A 16,669-nucleotide genomic window follows, 5' to 3' on the forward strand; every position below is an offset into this window, starting at 1 on the left:
TACTGAACAGTTTGGAACGTACAGGGATGGATAGTATTTCCGAAATACACAGGTCAAATCTAATAAGTCTTCCTGCCTTCTTTTGGCAGACCGTAAGGAAATAGTTGCTCCCAAGAAGATTTGCTAATTGCAAGTAAAGAGCCATTTCTGACGACAATTTGCCTGTTTTTATTGAAGCCTAGGTTTTTATGATTGTTTTAAAAATGATAATAATATTACTGCAAGTTTCACTATAATTCAAGCCTGTCCAATTGTAAGCTTTTTGATGGGGGAAGATATAGGGGAAATAGCTTTGAAACTTCGCGAAATCTGATGAAACTTTAAGAGAAAGTTTGTGTAGTCCATAGGGGAATCGAACCCCTGTTTCCAGAATGAAAATCTGGCGTCCTCACCCCTAGACGAATGGACCAAAGTTCAGTAAATCAAGCAGATGAGGCTTTTCAAAATCTGCATAAAAAAACACCAACCTTTTTTATTGATTGATGTTTAATGTAGCCCGTAGGGGAATCGAACCCCTGTTTCCAGAATGAAAATCTGGCGTCCTAACCCCTAGACGAACGGGCCATTAAAATAAAGAAGTGTCTTTTCAACTTCTTTTTTTGGTAGCGGGGACACGACTCGAACGTGCGACCTTCGGGTTATGAGCCCGACGAGCTACCAACTGCTCCACCCCGCACTATAAACAATTCAATTTTTGCTGCCTAATCCTACACAGCTTGTTTCCGAATTGGAATGCAAAGATATAATTCGTTTCTTTGTAACGCAAATTTTTTTTAAAAAAGTATATTATGGCACATAAAGCAGGTTTTGTAAGTATTATAGGAAAGCCAAACGTTGGTAAATCTACATTAATGAATGCATTGATAGGCGAAAAGCTATCCATCATTACCCCTAAAGCACAAACCACCCGCCACCGTATATTAGGAATTGTGAACGAAGATGACTTTCAGATTGTATTTTCAGATACCCCTGGAATCATTAAACCTAAATATGGACTGCAAAATTCGATGATGAATGCGGTAGGCGGAGCCTTACAAGATGCCGACCTGATTTTCTTTGTGACGGATATTAACGAGCGCCATGATGAAAATGACGTGCTTGAAAAAATTGTCAATACCAACATTCCGTTAGTGGTACTCATTAACAAGGTTGACAACGCTACCCAAGAGCAGGTGTTGGAGAAGATGGATTACTGGAAGGAAAAATTGAACCCTATGCACATCTTCGCCATTTCGGCCCTACATGGTTATAACCTGGAAGGCCTGCTCCCTTTGATACTGGAAGTAATTCCCGAGCATCCGGCATATTACGACAAAGAAGATTTAACCGATAGACACCTTCGGTTCTTTGTGTCGGAAATTATCCGGGAGAAAATTTTCAATAACTACCAAAAGGAGATTCCCTACAGTACCGAGGTAATTGTTACTGCTTTTAAGGAAGAAGAAAACCTGACCAGGATTAGTGCCGAAATTATTGTAGAACGTGAATCGCAAAAAAACATCCTCATCGGCAAGGGCGGCGCTAGTTTGAAAAAAGTAGGAATGGAAGCCCGTAAGGACATCGAGAAGTTCATCGATTCGAAAGTATTCCTGGAAACCTTTGTGAAGGTAATTCCAGATTGGAGAAGTAAAAAGAACTACCTTAAGAACTTCGGCTACGATAGCTAGTTGAACCGCCAAGAAAACGGCACTTATTTATTCGAAAATATTTTAGAGCCAAGGGTTTTGCCCTTGGCTTTTTTATCACTTTTTTTTATACTTGCATCACCATTTTTGAGGTTTAAATTTTAGCCTTTGGCCGCATAATGGATCGTGATAATTAGCATAAAAACGTAAAACAACCCTGTAAAAAATGGCAAGCACCTGTTTAAACTGTCAAGCAATCATTACTGAAAATTTTTGTAGCAACTGCGGGCAGAAGAAATTTAAACGAATTGACCGGAAATACGTGGTAGATGAGGCGCAATATCTGCTGGTACATACCAATAAGGGATTTTTGTATTCGGTGAAAAATATCCTTAAAAACCCAGGTAAAACAGCGAGGGATTTTATTGATGGAAATAGGGTTAACCATTACAAACCGATTCTTTTGGCTTTCGTATTGAGTGGTGTTTCGGCATTTATTTCCTACAAGGTGCTTAATTTGAATGAACTTTTGGGCCAGTTTACTGCCCAAATGAATGGTGCCAATGCAAACAAAGCTCTTTCCTTTTTGTCGAGCTACAACTCGGTAATTATGCTCGCCTTCCTGCCAGTTCTTGCTATTTTTACTTCTATTATTTTTCGTAAATGGGGCCAAAACTACTATGAGCATATCGTAATGAATGCTTTTGGGCTTTCTTGTTATACCCTAGTTACCATTATCATTTCGTATCCTATTCTGTATGTGGTAAGGGGAAATATGGGCCTATTTATGAAGGTATTTACAGCTTCAACCTTAATCATCCCATTTCTTTTTGTATGGTTTTACAAAGGCTTTTATCCTGAAAAGTCAATAGGAAAGATCATTTTAAAGGTATTGCTCATTATTGTAACGGTATTCTTAGCTTATATGGCGGTAATTTTCATAGCTGTTATTCTTATTGGTATTATCAAAGGACCAGAGGCACTTAAAATGCTGCAGCAGCCAAAATAAGTGTGCTCTTCCCGTCATCAGGTCTTTACTTAGCCGTATGTAAAGTTCCTCACCAATTGTTCAAAAAATAAGCGTACTTTTGCAAGTCAAACCCTTTACGTAAAAAGGGAATGAAACGAGAAACAGGTTCCGATTGATTTTATATCGTTCAAAAAGCTGAGATCGTAAACCCCTGTCTAAGGCAGGCAAGCAAAATCGTATTTTAAAATGAGCAATATCATCGCCATTGTAGGCAGACCCAACGTAGGAAAATCAACCCTTTTTAACCGCTTAACCGAAAGCCGTAAGGCTATTGTTGATGACTTTAGTGGGGTAACCAGAGATAGGCATTACGGCAAAGCCGAGTGGACCGATAAGGAATTTACCGTAATTGACACTGGTGGATATGTGGCCAACTCTGAAGATTTGTTCGAAGCCGCCATCCGCGAGCAGGTAGTCATTGCCATAGAAGAAGCTTCTGTAATCATCTTCATGGTGGATGTAACTACTGGCATTACCGATTTAGATGATGACATTGCTAATTTACTTCGCAAGAGCAAAAAGCCTGTTTTTGTAGTGGTGAACAAAGTAGACAACACCGCCTTAGAAACCGAATCGTCGGTATTTTATAGCTTTGGTTTGGGCGAAATTTACACCATCTCTTCCATGACCGGTTCTGGTACGGGTGATTTGTTGGATGAAGTGGTTAAGCACTTCGAAGATATCCAGGAAGAAGAAAATACCTTGCCGAAAATTACCATTGTAGGTAGGCCAAACGTAGGTAAATCTTCCTTGATTAATGCCCTGATCGGTAAAGACAGGAATATTGTAACCCCAATTGCCGGAACTACACGCGATTCGATCCATATCCATTATAACCAATACGGACACGAGTTCATGTTTATTGATACCGCTGGTTTACGTAAAAAAACCAAGGTAAAGGAAAACATCGAATTTTATTCGGTCATGCGTACCATTAAAGCTTTGGAAGATTCTGACGTGGTGATGTTGATGTTGGATGCGGAAGAAGGCTTAGAATCGCAAGACATCAATATTTTTCACCTTGCGGAGAAAAACAAAAAAGGAGTGGTCATTTTGGTGAACAAATGGGACTTGATCGAAAAGAACGACAAGACCATGAAAGCATTCGAAGAGCAAATTAAGCATAAGCTGCAGCCATTTACCGATGTGCCCATCCTTTTCATCTCGGTGCTAAATAAGCAGCGTATTTTCAAAGCCATAGAAACGGCATTGGAAGTGCAGAAAAACAGAGCGAAGAAAATCCCTACTTCTAAGCTTAACGACGTGTTGTTGCCCATTATTGAGGCATATCCGCCGCCGGCAACCAAAGGCAAGTACATCAAAATCAAGTACATTACCCAAATAAATGGGGTAGCACCCATGTTTGCTTTTTTCTGCAACCTGCCACAATATATCAAGGAGCCTTACAAGCGTTTTATTGAGAACAAACTGCGCGAAAACTTCGATTTTTCGGGCGTTCCTATCCAGATTTATTTCAGACAGAAATAGTTTTGGTTAGTCATGGCGAAGAACCATGCAATCAATTGGCGAGAATAGAAGATTTTAAAAGCCACCACAGAAGCCACTATTAAAGGATGGTCCTGCTGTACGCTGCAATCTTTTTGCTTTGCACCTTTTGTCGTTTCTGGGAATCTGTTCCTGTACAGGTTTAGCCTATCGGCAGCATTCACCTAAAATAAAGCAAAAAGGATTTCCGCTGCCATCAGGTTTAGCTGGCCATGCCTTTGCTATTGGGTGGGGCTTGTTTTGCACCGGCCTAAGTTTATAGCCCTTATTGTAGCGGCATCTTTTGGGCGCACGCAGTAAGCTCAAAAATACAGCGGAAAGAAGGACTAACTTTGATAGGAGCAGATCCAGTGCGCTCCAAAATCTATTGCTTTTTTGGGTTAAAGAGCGCAAGGGGCGGGCAGAGGCCACGTATCTCATCTGAGGTTAAATCTGCGTGAGCTGCGGAAAAACGAGGATTAGCCAACTAGGTTAAGCCCTGGTGTCGTTCCCGAAATAAATGCTTTGGTAGCTGTCGTAACGCGAAGGTGCTATTTCGCCTTCTTCCACTGCTTTGATAATGGCGCAGCCGGGCTCGTTAATGTGCCTACAGTTGTTAAACTTGCATTGGTTAAGCCTTTCCCTCATTTCTACGAAAAAGTGGCTTAGTTCCTCTTTTTCAATGTCTACAATGCCCAGTTCCCGGATGCCTGGCGTATCAATGAGGTAGCCGCCAAAAGGGAGTTGATGCATTTCCGCAAAAGTGGTGGTATGTTGGCCTTTATCGCTCCATTCGCTTACTTCGCCGGTTTTTAAGTCAAAATCGGGTAAAAGCGCATTGATTAAGCTTGATTTTCCTACGCCAGAGTGCCCAGAGAACAGCGTTACCTTGTTTTTCAATAGCGCTTCTATTTGTGGAATGTTGGTTCCCCGCAAGGCCGAAACCTCATAGCAGGAATAGCCGATATTTTCGTAGATGGCTTTGTAATCTGCCAATATTTCCAGGCCCTCGCTGCTGTATATGTCGAGTTTGTTGAATATCAAACAAGTGGGAATGTCATAAGCTTCGGCAGTTACCAAAAACCTGTCGATAAAACCTAGGGAAGTACGAGGTGATGCCAGGGTGACAATCAAAAAAGCCTGATCCAAGTTGGCCGCGATAATTTGCGTTTGCTTGCTCAGGTTGATAGATTTACGGATAATGTAGTTTTTGCGATCGTGCAGGTGGTTAATGACACCCGTATCAGCATTGGGTTCCAGCTCAAAATCCACTTGGTCGCCAACGGCAATAGGGTTGGTGGTTTGTATGCCCTTAATGCGAAATTTGCCCTTGATACGGCAAGAGTAGGTTTGGCCATCTTCGGCAAATACCTGGTACCAACTTCCTGTAGATTTAATGACTAATCCCTGCATATTTTTATTGTTGTAAAGGTAGCGTTGAAAGTTGACAGTTGAAAGTGAAAAGCTATTTAGTTATAACCACCTTAGGCATTTGAAGGGCTTTTATTTTATAAGGTCGTATGCTCAGGTGTTCTTAGGTGCCTAAGGTGGTTCAAATAACATGCAAGCTGGTTCAAAAACAAAAATGCCTCAACAAGCTGTCGAGGCACTTTCATTGAAATTAAATATTGCTTATTCCGAGAAATCGAAAGTCTCCATAAATTTAGTGGTAAAATTACCAGCTCTAAAGTTAGGGTCCTTCATCAATTTCAGGTGAAATGGAATGGTTGTTTTAATGCCTTCAATTACAAACTCGCTCAAGGCACGTTCCATGGTGCAAATGGCTTCTTCCCTCGTTTGAGCTACGGTGATCAGTTTTGCAATCATCGAGTCGTAGTTGGGCGGAATTTGGTAGCCAGCGTACACGTGCGTATCTACACGAACTCCGTGGCCACCTGGTGAGTGGAAATTGGTAATCCTGCCCGGTGAAGGACGGAAACCGTTAAACGGATCTTCCGCATTGATACGGCACTCGATAGCGTGCATGTCAGGCGTGTAGTTTTTGCCAGAAATTGGAATGCCTGCAGCAACCTTAATCTGTTCTTTGATCAGGTCAAAGTTGATCACTTCTTCCGTTACCGGGTGTTCTACCTGGATACGCGTGTTCATTTCCATGAAGTAGAAGTTGCGGTGCTTATCTACCAAAAATTCGATTGTTCCGGCGCCTTCGTAATTTACAGCCAAAGCACCTTTAATGGCAGCCTCTCCCATTTTCTGACGCAGTTCATCAGTCATGAAAGGAGAAGGAGCTTCTTCAACCAGTTTCTGGTGGCGACGTTGGATAGAGCAATCTCTTTCCGATAAGTGACAGGCCTTGCCATATTGGTCGCCGATGATCTGTATTTCGATGTGGCGGGGATCTTCGATGTATTTCTCTAGATAAAGGCCGTCGTTGCCAAAAGCAGCACCCGATTCCTGACGTGCACTGTCCCAAGCATTCTCAAATTCTTCATCTTTCCAAACTACACGCATCCCACGGCCACCACCACCAGCAGTAGCTTTTAAAATTACAGGATAGCCCATGCCATTGGCCAATTTGATCCCTTCGCTAACGCTCTCCAACAAGCCTTCTGAGCCTGGGATAGTAGGTACGCCAGCTTTTTTCATGGTTTCTTTAGCCGACGACTTGTCGCCCATGCTATTGATTTGCTCTGGTGTGGCACCAATGAACTTGATCCCGTAATCACGGCAAACTGAAGAGAATTTAGCATTCTCAGACAAGAAGCCGTAGCCTGGGTGTATGGCATCTGCATTGGTTAGTTCCGCAGCAGAAATAATGTTAGGAATGCTCAAGTAAGAGTCTTTGCTTGGCGGTGGGCCAATACAAACAGCCTCATCGGCAAAACGTACGTGTAAGCTATCTCTATCAGCTGTAGAGTAAACCGCCACGGTTTTAATGCCCATCTCCTTACAGGTACGGATAATACGCAAAGCGATTTCGCCCCTGTTGGCAATTAATATTTTTTTAAACATAATTTCTCTTTAATTAGCTGATTAGCTAATTGATTAATTTGCTAATTAAATAGGTTCTACTAAGAATAAAGGTTGGTCGTACTCCACAGGAGAGGCGTTGTCTACCAATATCTTCACGATACGGCCAGAAACTTCACTCTCAATTTCGTTGAAAAGCTTCATCGCCTCGATGATGCAAACCACTTTACCTGTACCTATTTCATCACCAACGTTTACAAACGAAGGTTTTTCTGGGCTTGCAGAACGATAGAAAGTACCAATCATAGGAGATTTTATGGTGATGTACTTAGAAGTATCTTCTGAAGCTGTAGATGCCGCTGGAGCTGCAGGTGCTGCTGCTACTGGAGCAGGTGCCGCTACTGTTGCCGCCGGAGCTGCCGCAGCTGGTACCTGTGTAGGAATGGCAGCATTTACATAAACTGGATTTTGGTTAGTTTTGATGGTAATCTTGAAGTTTTCTTGCTCTAGAGAAACTTCATTCACTCCCGACCGAGAAACAAATTTTATAAGTTCCTGAATTTGTTTAATATCCATTCTCTTTTTGTTATGTTAAATAATTGTTGTCTTATTTTGATTAACTAAGTTAAGGTTTTTATTAGTTTTTTAGATGTTCGGTTTTTTAGTTTTTTGGTCGCTTTTTTAGATTATAAACGCATTGTAATTCCCTAAGCAACGAACCATCCAATCAACCAACAACTAGCTATTATATGCCCACTTTAAATATACCGAGCCCCAGGTAAAACCTCCACCAAAGGCAGCTATAATAATGTTGTCGCCCTTTTTAAGATCTTTTTCCCATTCCCACAAACAAAGCGGAATGGTCCCATTGGTGGTGTTCCCGTAACGCTCAATGTTTACCATTACCTTCTCACTATCCACGCCCATTCTTGAAGCGGTAGCATCAATAATGCGTTTGTTGGCCTGGTGAGGTACCAACCATGCCACGTCATCAGAAGAAAGACTGTTTCTTTCCATGATTTCAGCGGCTACGTCAGCCATGTTGGTTACGGCAAATTTAAATACGGTTTGTCCTTCCTGATAGGCGAAATGCTCTTTGGCATCTATGGTTTGGTGGGTTGCAGGTTTTACAGATCCACCGGCTTTCATGCCTAAATATTTACCCCCTGAACCATCACTTCTTAAAATCGAATCCTGTATGCCTAAACCTTCTTCGTTAGGTTCCAGCAAAGCGCATCCACAACCGTCGCCAAAAATAATACAGGTGGTACGGTCTTCATAATTGATGATAGATGACATTTTATCGCCGCCAACCACCAGTACCTTTTTATGCTTGCCCGATTCGATGAACTGTGCGCCTGTAGTTAGGCCAAAAATAAACCCAGAGCAGGCTGCCTGTAGGTCGTATCCCCAGGCATTTACCGCACCGATTTTATCAGCCAATACATTGGCCGTGGCCGGAAAGGTAAAGTCGGGTGTGGTGGTACAAAAAATAATCAGGTCAATTTCTTTGGCATCTATGCCTCTTTTTTTCAAAAGGCCATTCACGGCCGGCACGGCCATATCCGAAGTGCCCATGCCTTCGCCTTTTAGTATTCTTCGCTCTTTAATACCAGTTCTGGTGGTAATCCATTCGTCAGTAGTGTCAACAATAGTTTCCAACTCTTTGTTGGTTAACACATATTCTGGAACGTAACCATTAACTGAGGTAATAGCAGCGTGAATTTTACTCATTTTGTTGTTTGTTTAATTATTGGAACGCGGCCTGTATTTTACCAACCAATCCAGTATTAATCATATCCCTAGATTGGAAGATCATATTCTTCACAGCTTCAGGGCTCGATATTCCATGTCCAATCAATACAGGCGCATTTACGCCCAATACAGGGCTGCCGCCATAGTTTTCATAATTGAACCGGTCAAAAAACTCGTCTTTCAATCCTTTTTTGATCGTTAGCACGTAAAAAGACTCCGCTAGTTTAAGCATAATGTTTCCCGTAAAGCCGTCGCAAACAATTACATCGGCCTTGTCGTTAAAAAGGTCTCTGCCTTCTACATTGCCCACAAAGTTAAAAGTTGCTTTTTCTTTAATTAAACGGTGGCTGGCCAAGGTAAGCATGTTGCCCTTTTCGTCTTCTTCTCCAATGTTCATCAATGCAACCTTTGGGTTAGGTATTTGCATAATGTGCTCTGCATACAAGCTGCCAAGTACCCCAAATTCCAATAAGTTGTCTGGCTTGCAATCTGCATTGGCGCCCACGTCTAAAAGTAGACCAACGCCACCTTTTAATTTAGGTACAATGGTGCACAGGCAAGGCCTAGAAATGCCTGCGATGGGCTTAACGCTAAAAACAGCGCCAACCAACATAGCGCCAGAATTACCTGCGCTGGCAAACGAATCCAGTTTGCCTTCCTTTAACAGCTGGAAGCCAACAGAAATACTAGAATTGGGTTTTTGAAGGATTGCTTTGGTAGCATGTTCGCCCATACCAATAACTTCTTCGGTATGTACGTATTCGAAGTGATCAGGGTTGAAACCTTGTTCAGAAAGAAGCGGTTTAATCTGCTGGGTATCTCCAATTAGCACTAAATGCTCATTTGGAGCCAGGGATTGATGAGCTGCTATTGCTCCCAAAACAATCGCTTTGGGAGCATAGTCTCCGCCCATAATATCGAGACCTATTTTCATAGTAAAAAATCTTTTGTGTAAGCCAGGCTGGCTTTTATTTCCATTGGCTAAGTTAATCTTAAACTAACGGAACACAAAAATTTTTCAGAAAATTAACCTATCGAAGTGTTTTCTATAACTAATTTACCGTTGTAGTAAAGGTTACCATCAACGTTGTAAGCTTGGTGAGGTACGTGTACTGCACCAGTAGTTTGGCAAGTAGTCAACGAAGGAGCTACAGCTTTGTAGTGTGTTCTTCTTTTATCTCTTCTTTGTTTAGAAGTTTTACGCTTTGGATGTGCCATTTCAGTTTTTTATTTACTATTTTAATTTTTTCAACGCTTCCCAACGTGGGTCGTCAATTTGTTCTTCTTGTTCTTCGTTTCCTGCCTGCAGCTTGTCCAGGGTAGCCAACATCTGCTCGTCGCAGCTTTGCCCGGCCTGTTCGCATTTGTTAATGAAAGGTACGGCAACGGTAATGAATTCATAAATCAATTCAGAAACGTCAATCGCAGTTTCCTTTCTTGGCAAAATGATGATCTCCAGATCTTCTTCTTCACCTTCTGCTTCTTCTGCAAACTTTACAATTTGTCTTTCGTTCAGCTCAATTGGTTGGTCAAAATCAGATAAACATTTGTCGCAATTTAATTTTATGGTTCCTTCAATATGGAAACCCAAAATCAACATGGTTTCTTGTTTATCCAGTTCAACTGTTGCCTTAAGCGCTCCATCTTTCACCAACGAATGCTCAAACGCATCAAAAAAGCTTTTATCAATTTCGAAATCGAACTGATGCTTTCCCAATTTCAAGCCTGTAAAGGGGATAGAAAATTGTTTCAACGCTTTCATGCTTTCAATTGCAACTAAATTTTAGCCTGCAAAGGTATGAAATATTTTTTGAATTGAAAATAAATTTAGAAAAATGGAAACGGAAAAAAATAAGCCCTCAACAGATGTTTGGCGATTTGAAAATCACTGCCGGTGGTTCTTGGCGCAACCAGCCCTTCTTTCCGCTTTACATCGGCCTCCCCCAATAAAACGGGGGCCGGCCTCGTGCCCGCTCCAATAAGGTTTATTTAACCAGGGAAGAAGTACATGGGTTAGTGTTAAGCTATTTACGCCAACCAGCAACCCTCTTGTGAGCACCTTAAGGCACATCGTGAATGCGCCCTGTATGCTGCCTGTGTAGCCTTTCAAAAAACGAGCTGTAAGTAAACTTTAGGCAGCGGTTAATTGTTGTAGATGAAAAAAACAACATCATGGAAAGAGCAGAATTGATAGAATTGTTGGAAGTTATCGAGCAACAGGTAAGTTCCTCTATATTAGGTGGCCGTGAAGCTGACTACGAAGAGCTGGAAGCTTTGGGCTACGTGAAAATAGATCGGGATAGCGTGCAGTGGGCAGCATCTATCACTCCCCAGGGAAGAGATTTTTTGAATAGGAACTAATGGCCAGGCAGCAGTTAAAGGACTGGCATAGCTGTAAGTTTATCTGATAATGGTTAAGCTACCAGTAATTTTTTGCCTGCCATCTAAATTGATTACGTAATAGTATACGCCCGGTGGGCAAACTTTGTTTCGGTGGTTTCCGTCCCAGGGCTTCGTGTATCCCGTTGAACTAAAAAGCTCAACCCCATTTCTCGAGAAAATTTTTACGGTACATTGGGGAAACATCCTTAGCTCGTCTATATTCCAAACGTCGTTAATGCCATCACCGTTTGGGGTAAAGGTGTTTGGCGGCACTACTTTCTCAATTTTGATCACATTTACCGTTAGCGTATTGGAGCTTACCAAGTTGGTGATTGCACAGGGCGTATTTACGCTCACTTCGCAAGTAATCTGATCGTTGTTTTTGAGGCTGTTGGTGCTGAAACTGTTGCCCCCGGTGTACGCTATCTGCCCGTTTATTTTCCAGGTGTAGGTTGGATACGTGCCCTCGTTTTTGGCTATTGCCGTAAAAGTTACTTCTAGGCCATCGTAAATTTTCTTTTCATCGGTATAAATCATTACCTCTGCAAAAATAATTGGTTTGATCAGTACATCGATGGTATTGCTCGTTGCAGAAGTGTTTGCTTGGCAAAACGGTGCGTTGCTGGTGATGGCACAGCTAACCAGGTCTCCGTTTTGGAATTGGTTGTATTGGAAAAACTTATCGTTTTTGCCGCTCATCGCCAAACCGTTCACATACCATTGGTAAGTGGGGTTGTTGCCGGCATTAACAGTTTGCGCCTCAAAAGTTTGTACGGAGCCTTTGCAAACATTGTTAACGTCAATATTGATTTGCACACTTGGCAGGGCCGTAGGATCCTGCAGGGTGATCATATTGCTTTGTACAACCGCATTGCTCACGCAATGATCTGAATTGGTCAGCTCACAGCTTACCACGTCATTTCCTTTTAAAGATGCGCTGCTAAAGGTACTTGCATGAGCATTTGGTACAACTATGCCATTTACTTTCCATTGTAGGGCCGGGTTGCTGCCTCCGTTGGTCAATGTAGCCGTAAATTCGGCAGGGAAGCTGCTACAGGTAATGGCTTTATTTGCGGTAATGCTAATTTGGGGAACGGTTTTGGCATTAACATCTATCGGATTTGAAGTAACTTCGCATCCGCTGGTGGTGGTAATTTTAACGGTATACCTTCCGCCTTGGAGCGTGGTATAGCTGCCGGTAAAGATATTTGAAAATTTAATCACCCTGGCATTGTCAAAATCACTTACAAAAAGGTTGTTGTGGTCATCCATGAAAATACCCACCGGTTTAATTTGGTTCGGATTGCTTCCCGGACCATTTCCGCCAGCAATGACTGTTCCCGAAGGCGCCCCTAAACGCCACTTTAATACGGCGTAACCAGTATAATCGCAGATATACATATGATCAGTCTGGTCAACGTAAATGCCTAAAGGGTTGGTGTACAGTGATGCTACGGTAGTGCCCGAATTAGCGCCAATTGCCCATTTTTGGATCCGTGTATTGTCGGTATCGCAAATATAAAGGTTGTTTTTGCCGTCCACAAAAATTCCGGTAGGGCTGGCCAGCTGGTTCGGATTTCTCCCTGTCCCGTTTCCACCGGCAACAATCCGGGCCGGTCCAGTGGCATTGGCAAGCATTAAAACGCTTTCGTCGTCTTGGGCAGAAACATAGAGGTTGCCATTGCCGTCAAAACAAACGCGTGTGGGAGCGCCAATGCCTGAGGCTAGTGTAACGCCGGTTGTAGCGCCGGGTGCCCATTTCTGAATTCTGTTATTGTTTTGGTCGGCAACGTAAATATTCCCATTTTTATCTACGGCCACGCCTGTTGGCCTGTTAAACTGGTTAGCCCCACTTCCAATACCATTCCCTCCCGCTACGGTAATTCCCGTACTTGCGCCAGGCGCCCATTTCTGTATGCGATTGTTGCTCATGTCGGGGATGTAAAGACTACCGTCTTTATCCACAAAAATGGCTGCCGGGTTGGCAAATTGGTTGGGAAGATTCCCTGTGCCATTACCACCAGCCACCACCACTCCGTTGTTTTGTAGTGCAATGTTCTGGTTCAAAATGGGCACTCCATCCAGCATCCAGGTAATTGACCGTACTGGCTCAGAACTTTTTACGGTAAGGATTTCACCTACGCAGGTACCACCCTCTAAAACAACGCTACAGGATTTTTGCTTGGGCTTTGAGGTTACTTCAGTAGTAAATGAACTGCAAAGAAGAAGTAAAAACAAATGGGTAGAAACGACTAAGAGGTTATTTGTAAGAGCATTTTTCATTAGTCTCAGTTCGCATCGTCTTTCACGTCGGCAGCTGTTTCGATAATCTTACCACCAGTTCTCAGCTGGTTGCGCAGCATTGCTTCCTGCTCCCTGCGGTTTTTAACGATATGGATGGCCGCAAATAGCGCTTCCATAAATGAAGTAGGATCAGCCAGGTTTTTGCCTGCAATATCATAGCCGGTACCGTGGTCGGGCGAAGTGCGTACAAACTTTAATCCCGCGGTAAAATTTACGCCGGTTTCAAAGGCAATGGTTTTGAAAGGGATTAAACCCTGGTCGTGGTACATGGCCAGCACAGCATCAAACTGTTTATAGGTGCCGTTGCCAAAAAAGCCATCAGCAGGATAAGGCCCGAAGCTAATAATTCCTTTATCAAAAGCATCTTGGATGGCTGGAGCAATAATTTCTGCTTCTTCGTTCCCCAGCAGGCCATTGTCGCTGGCATGCGGATTAAGGCCCAGTACCGCAATTTTAGGTTTTTCAATCCAAAAGTCCTTTTTTAAACTTTCGTTGATGAGCTGCAGTTTCCTAACAATTTTTTCCTTGGTAATGCTTTTGGCAACATCGGCAACGGGGATATGGCCGGTTACCACGCCAACACGCAGGGTGTCACTTACCAAAAACATCAGCACATCATTGCTGCCACTGCGTTCCTGTAAGTACTCGGTATGTCCTGGGAATTTAAAATCGGCAGATTGGATCTTGTTTTTATTGATAGGGGCGGTTACCAGGGCATCAATGGTGCCTCGTACCAGGTCATCGGTAGCTTTTTGCAAGGAAATAAAAGCATATTTGCCGCCGGTTTCATTGGCACTGCCCAAATCAATTTTAATGTCCTCGTCCCAGCAGTTGATCATGTTGGCTTTATGGGCAACAGCCGCTTCCGCATTGGGAATTACATTGAACATGAATTCGCTTAAACGCAGGCTTTTACGATGAAAAGAAGCTACTTTGGTATGGCCATAAACTATTGGCGTGCAATAATCTAAAATCTTGCTCTCGGCAAGCGTTTTTAAAATTACTTCTAAACCAATGCCGTTAACATCACCTATACTAATACCTATCTTAACCTTGTTGCTCATGTCGAAAATAAAATTTAGCGCAAAATAATGAATTGATACGAGATGTGAGATATGAGATGTGAGATTTGCGCCAGATCATCAGGCTTCGGACATTTGACATCAGACTAATTTCTTACCTTTGGCTTATGAGTTTAGTTAAAGCGAAAAAACATTTAGGACAACATTTTTTAACCGATAAAAACATTGCCCAAAGAATTGTAGATGGATTGGTCCATACCGATAAATACCATCAGGTGCTGGAAGTGGGGCCAGGCATGGGAATTTTGTCTGATATTTTGCTGCAGCGAGAAGACCTGCAAACTTTCCTCATCGATATTGACACAGAATCTTTCAACTTTTTAAGAGAGAAATATCCCCAATTAGGAGATCGGCTCATCAATGGCGACTTCCTAAAACTAAGCTTCGAATCTATTTTTCCGGGCAAGTTTGCCGTAATTGGCAATTTCCCCTATAACATCTCATCCCAGATTTTATTCAGGATTTTGGAAAACCGCCAAAACATTGTGGAAATGGTTGGTATGTTCCAAAAAGAAGTGGCCGAGCGTTGTGCCTCAAAGCCCGGTACTAAAGAGTACGGTATTTTAAGCGTGCTGATACAAGCCTACTACGATATCGAATATTTGTTTACCGTTAAACCGGGAACCTTTAATCCGCCGCCCAAGGTTAATTCAGGTGTTATTCGCTTAACTAGAAATAGCGTTGAAGAACTCGATTGTGATGAAAAGCTATTTTGGAGAGTGGTGAAAGCGGGCTTCAACCAGCGCAGAAAAACTTTGCGGAATGCGCTTTCGGCGGTAGTGCCAAAAGACCGATTGGGCGAACATCCATTTTATGAAAAAAGAGCGGAAACGTTAAGCGTACAGGATTTTGTTGAACTGACCAATTTTTTATCTACCAGATGATGCAACCTTAAACAAAAAATTAACCTCCTAATGGTAATGAAAAATTTAAGCTGTACCCTCATAATTGTGCTACTGGGACTGGTGGCTTTTGCCCAACAAGATCAAAACCAGGCTGATTTGGAAGCCTTGTATCAGGCTGTCCAGAAAATGCCATCCTATAAAAAGCTGTTAAAAGGCAAATCCAACTACCAACAACTTTACCAGGAAGTAAAAAAAAAACTGAAAGATGCCGATGAAAGGACCGCATTTATGCAACTCAGCCGTTTATTGTACTTCATTAACGACAACCATTTAGGATTTTATCGAACTCCCGATTCTGCCCTTAAAACAGCGTATGTTACTTTGCCGGTCAATATCGATTCTTTAAGAAAACAATTGGCCCAAAAAGACAAAAATGAGCTGGAAGGTATTTATTACATGGGCGATTATGATTTTGGACTTTATACTACCGACCAACAGCACTACAAGCTAATATTGCTGAAAAATGGGATTTTAATGGGCGAAATCATTAAAACGCCGTATGGTGGCTACGATGGTGTGCAATATGGCGGCCGGCATGTTCCTTATCAGTTGATTAAAAATGTACGTTTGATCAATGGACAGCTCATCGGAATGCCGTTTGTGAAAAGCAGGGCAAAGAGATTTTCTACCCTTGCAAAATCAGCTGAAAGCTTTGAATATAAGGATCTTAATGAAGATGTGGGCTATTTGAGGTTAAGTAGTTTTAGCGCTGATAATGCCAATGTCAAAAAATCAGAGGCGTTTTTTAAAACCATCAATGGTCGTTTAGCATCTAAATATTTGATTGTTGATTTAAGAAATAACATGGGCGGGGCCTATAAAACCTCACAAAAATTTATCGATCTGCTTAAGAAATATAAAGGCAAAATCTTTATCCTGCAAAATGCTCAAACGGTGAGCAATGCCGAACAAGTCATTATAGCGTTAAAAGGCCAAAAAAATATCGTAACGCTTGGCGAACAAACCAAGGGGATGATTACTTTTGGCAGCAACTACGGAAAAACCATACTGCTTCCCAGCGGCCGTTTCACCTTTTATCCTACCGATATGATTGGTGTAGACAGGGACCTGGCCTATGAAAGTAAGGGCGTTGATCCGGATGTCCCGTTAAACCCGTACCAGGGCGATTGGATTGAACAAGCGCTCGATTATATTAAAAAAACGCCTTAG

Annotated in this window: 15 protein-coding genes and 3 tRNA genes; 6 read left to right on the plus strand and 12 right to left on the minus strand. The window is 42.4% G+C overall.

Annotated elements, in window-relative coordinates; translation table 11 throughout:
- Nucleotides 1-337 precede the first annotated feature (337 nt).
- From DUT71_RS12625 to DUT71_RS12635, 3 genes are all read right to left on the minus strand, one after another.
- Nucleotides 338-409: transfer RNA gene (locus tag DUT71_RS12625), tRNA-Glu, on the minus strand.
- Nucleotides 410-492: 83 nt separating this feature from the next.
- Nucleotides 493-564, minus strand: a tRNA-Glu gene (locus DUT71_RS12630).
- A 36-nt stretch (nucleotides 565-600) separates the two neighbouring features.
- Nucleotides 601-676: transfer RNA gene (locus DUT71_RS12635), tRNA-Met, on the minus strand.
- Between the two features lie 112 nt (nucleotides 677-788).
- Between DUT71_RS12635 and era the strand changes: the two genes are divergently transcribed.
- From era to der, 3 genes are all read left to right on the plus strand, one after another.
- Nucleotides 789-1,667, plus strand: a complete 879-nt coding sequence (gene era / locus DUT71_RS12640; protein ID WP_113662913.1) for a GTPase Era — start codon at nucleotides 789-791, stop codon at nucleotides 1,665-1,667.
- 184 nt (nucleotides 1,668-1,851) lie between these two features.
- Nucleotides 1,852-2,634 carry a DUF3667 domain-containing protein gene (locus tag DUT71_RS12645; RefSeq protein ID WP_113662914.1) on the plus strand — a complete coding sequence of 261 codons (783 nt, stop codon included), beginning with the start codon at nucleotides 1,852-1,854 and terminating at the stop codon, nucleotides 2,632-2,634.
- Nucleotides 2,635-2,841: 207 nt separating this feature from the next.
- Nucleotides 2,842-4,143, plus strand: a complete 1,302-nt coding sequence (der, locus tag DUT71_RS12650; protein WP_113662915.1) for a ribosome biogenesis GTPase Der — start codon at nucleotides 2,842-2,844, stop codon at nucleotides 4,141-4,143.
- 489 nt (nucleotides 4,144-4,632) lie between these two features.
- On the opposite strand, the gene rsgA is transcribed toward der, so the two are convergent.
- From rsgA to DUT71_RS12690, 7 genes are all read right to left on the minus strand, one after another.
- A complete protein-coding gene (rsgA, locus tag DUT71_RS12660) occupies nucleotides 4,633-5,553 on the minus strand; it encodes a ribosome small subunit-dependent GTPase A (protein WP_113662917.1) in 921 nt (306 codons plus the stop codon).
- Nucleotides 5,554-5,772: 219 nt separating this feature from the next.
- Nucleotides 5,773-7,113 carry an acetyl-CoA carboxylase biotin carboxylase subunit gene (gene accC / locus DUT71_RS12665; RefSeq protein WP_113662918.1) on the minus strand — a complete coding sequence of 447 codons (1,341 nt, stop codon included), beginning with the start codon at nucleotides 7,111-7,113 and terminating at the stop codon, nucleotides 5,773-5,775.
- A gap of 45 nt (nucleotides 7,114-7,158) precedes the next feature.
- The gene (gene accB, locus DUT71_RS12670; RefSeq protein WP_113662919.1) at nucleotides 7,159-7,647 is read right to left on the minus strand and encodes an acetyl-CoA carboxylase biotin carboxyl carrier protein; all 489 of its coding nucleotides are present in this window, start codon (nucleotides 7,645-7,647) and stop codon (nucleotides 7,159-7,161) included.
- Between the two features lie 162 nt (nucleotides 7,648-7,809).
- Nucleotides 7,810-8,805, minus strand: coding sequence for a beta-ketoacyl-ACP synthase III (locus DUT71_RS12675; RefSeq protein WP_113662920.1), 996 nt, complete (start codon nucleotides 8,803-8,805; stop codon nucleotides 7,810-7,812).
- 16 nt (nucleotides 8,806-8,821) lie between these two features.
- On the minus strand, nucleotides 8,822-9,760 hold the full coding sequence (gene plsX, locus DUT71_RS12680; RefSeq protein WP_113662921.1) for a phosphate acyltransferase PlsX: 939 nt from the start codon (nucleotides 9,758-9,760) through the stop codon (nucleotides 8,822-8,824).
- A gap of 92 nt (nucleotides 9,761-9,852) precedes the next feature.
- Nucleotides 9,853-10,044, minus strand: coding sequence for a 50S ribosomal protein L32 (rpmF, locus tag DUT71_RS12685; RefSeq protein WP_113637233.1), 192 nt, complete (start codon nucleotides 10,042-10,044; stop codon nucleotides 9,853-9,855).
- 16 nt (nucleotides 10,045-10,060) lie between these two features.
- The gene (locus DUT71_RS12690; RefSeq protein WP_113662922.1) at nucleotides 10,061-10,588 is read right to left on the minus strand and encodes a YceD family protein; all 528 of its coding nucleotides are present in this window, start codon (nucleotides 10,586-10,588) and stop codon (nucleotides 10,061-10,063) included.
- A 410-nt stretch (nucleotides 10,589-10,998) separates the two neighbouring features.
- On the opposite strand from DUT71_RS12690, the gene DUT71_RS12700 reads away from it, so the two are divergent.
- The gene (locus DUT71_RS12700; RefSeq protein WP_113662924.1) at nucleotides 10,999-11,187 is read left to right on the plus strand and encodes a hypothetical protein; all 189 of its coding nucleotides are present in this window, start codon (nucleotides 10,999-11,001) and stop codon (nucleotides 11,185-11,187) included.
- 39 nt (nucleotides 11,188-11,226) lie between these two features.
- On the opposite strand, the gene DUT71_RS12705 is transcribed toward DUT71_RS12700, so the two are convergent.
- Together DUT71_RS12705 and pdxA are read right to left on the minus strand one after the other, a co-directional pair.
- The gene (locus DUT71_RS12705; RefSeq protein WP_113662925.1) at nucleotides 11,227-13,491 is read right to left on the minus strand and encodes a T9SS type B sorting domain-containing protein; all 2,265 of its coding nucleotides are present in this window, start codon (nucleotides 13,489-13,491) and stop codon (nucleotides 11,227-11,229) included.
- 5 nt (nucleotides 13,492-13,496) lie between these two features.
- The gene (gene pdxA / locus DUT71_RS12710) at nucleotides 13,497-14,576 is read right to left on the minus strand and encodes a 4-hydroxythreonine-4-phosphate dehydrogenase PdxA (RefSeq protein ID WP_113662926.1); all 1,080 of its coding nucleotides are present in this window, start codon (nucleotides 14,574-14,576) and stop codon (nucleotides 13,497-13,499) included.
- Between the two features lie 125 nt (nucleotides 14,577-14,701).
- Between pdxA and rsmA the strand changes: the two genes are divergently transcribed.
- Both rsmA and DUT71_RS12720 read left to right on the plus strand, forming a co-directional pair.
- Nucleotides 14,702-15,478, plus strand: coding sequence for a 16S rRNA (adenine(1518)-N(6)/adenine(1519)-N(6))-dimethyltransferase RsmA (rsmA, locus tag DUT71_RS12715; protein ID WP_113662927.1), 777 nt, complete (start codon nucleotides 14,702-14,704; stop codon nucleotides 15,476-15,478).
- A 36-nt stretch (nucleotides 15,479-15,514) separates the two neighbouring features.
- Nucleotides 15,515-16,669 carry a S41 family peptidase gene (locus DUT71_RS12720; RefSeq protein WP_162796038.1) on the plus strand — a complete coding sequence of 385 codons (1,155 nt, stop codon included), beginning with the start codon at nucleotides 15,515-15,517 and terminating at the stop codon, nucleotides 16,667-16,669.

This window comes from Pedobacter nanyangensis, assembly GCF_003313505.1.
Taxonomy (GTDB): Bacteria; Bacteroidota; Bacteroidia; order Sphingobacteriales; family Sphingobacteriaceae; genus Pedobacter; species Pedobacter nanyangensis.

What these genes read in the sequence shown, in the direction of transcription:
- era (WP_113662913.1), top strand. Translation starts at nt 789, where the DNA reads ATGGCACATAAAGCAGGTTTTGTAAGTATTATAGGAAAGCCAAACGTT.
- DUT71_RS12645 (WP_113662914.1), top strand. Translation starts at nt 1,852, where the DNA reads ATGGCAAGCACCTGTTTAAACTGTCAAGCAATCATTACTGAAAATTTT.
- der (WP_113662915.1), top strand. Translation starts at nt 2,842, where the DNA reads ATGAGCAATATCATCGCCATTGTAGGCAGACCCAACGTAGGAAAATCA.
- rsgA (WP_113662917.1), bottom strand. Translation starts at nt 5,553, where the DNA reads ATGCAGGGATTAGTCATTAAATCTACAGGAAGTTGGTACCAGGTATTT.
- accC (WP_113662918.1), bottom strand. Translation starts at nt 7,113, where the DNA reads ATGTTTAAAAAAATATTAATTGCCAACAGGGGCGAAATCGCTTTGCGT.
- accB (WP_113662919.1), bottom strand. Translation starts at nt 7,647, where the DNA reads ATGGATATTAAACAAATTCAGGAACTTATAAAATTTGTTTCTCGGTCG.
- DUT71_RS12675 (WP_113662920.1), bottom strand. Translation starts at nt 8,805, where the DNA reads ATGAGTAAAATTCACGCTGCTATTACCTCAGTTAATGGTTACGTTCCA.
- plsX (WP_113662921.1), bottom strand. Translation starts at nt 9,760, where the DNA reads ATGAAAATAGGTCTCGATATTATGGGCGGAGACTATGCTCCCAAAGCG.
- rpmF (WP_113637233.1), bottom strand. Translation starts at nt 10,044, where the DNA reads ATGGCACATCCAAAGCGTAAAACTTCTAAACAAAGAAGAGATAAAAGA.
- DUT71_RS12690 (WP_113662922.1), bottom strand. Translation starts at nt 10,588, where the DNA reads ATGAAAGCGTTGAAACAATTTTCTATCCCCTTTACAGGCTTGAAATTG.
- DUT71_RS12700 (WP_113662924.1), top strand. Translation starts at nt 10,999, where the DNA reads ATGGAAAGAGCAGAATTGATAGAATTGTTGGAAGTTATCGAGCAACAG.
- DUT71_RS12705 (WP_113662925.1), bottom strand. Translation starts at nt 13,491, where the DNA reads ATGAAAAATGCTCTTACAAATAACCTCTTAGTCGTTTCTACCCATTTG.
- pdxA (WP_113662926.1), bottom strand. Translation starts at nt 14,576, where the DNA reads ATGAGCAACAAGGTTAAGATAGGTATTAGTATAGGTGATGTTAACGGC.
- rsmA (WP_113662927.1), top strand. Translation starts at nt 14,702, where the DNA reads ATGAGTTTAGTTAAAGCGAAAAAACATTTAGGACAACATTTTTTAACC.
- DUT71_RS12720 (WP_162796038.1), top strand. Translation starts at nt 15,515, where the DNA reads ATGAAAAATTTAAGCTGTACCCTCATAATTGTGCTACTGGGACTGGTG.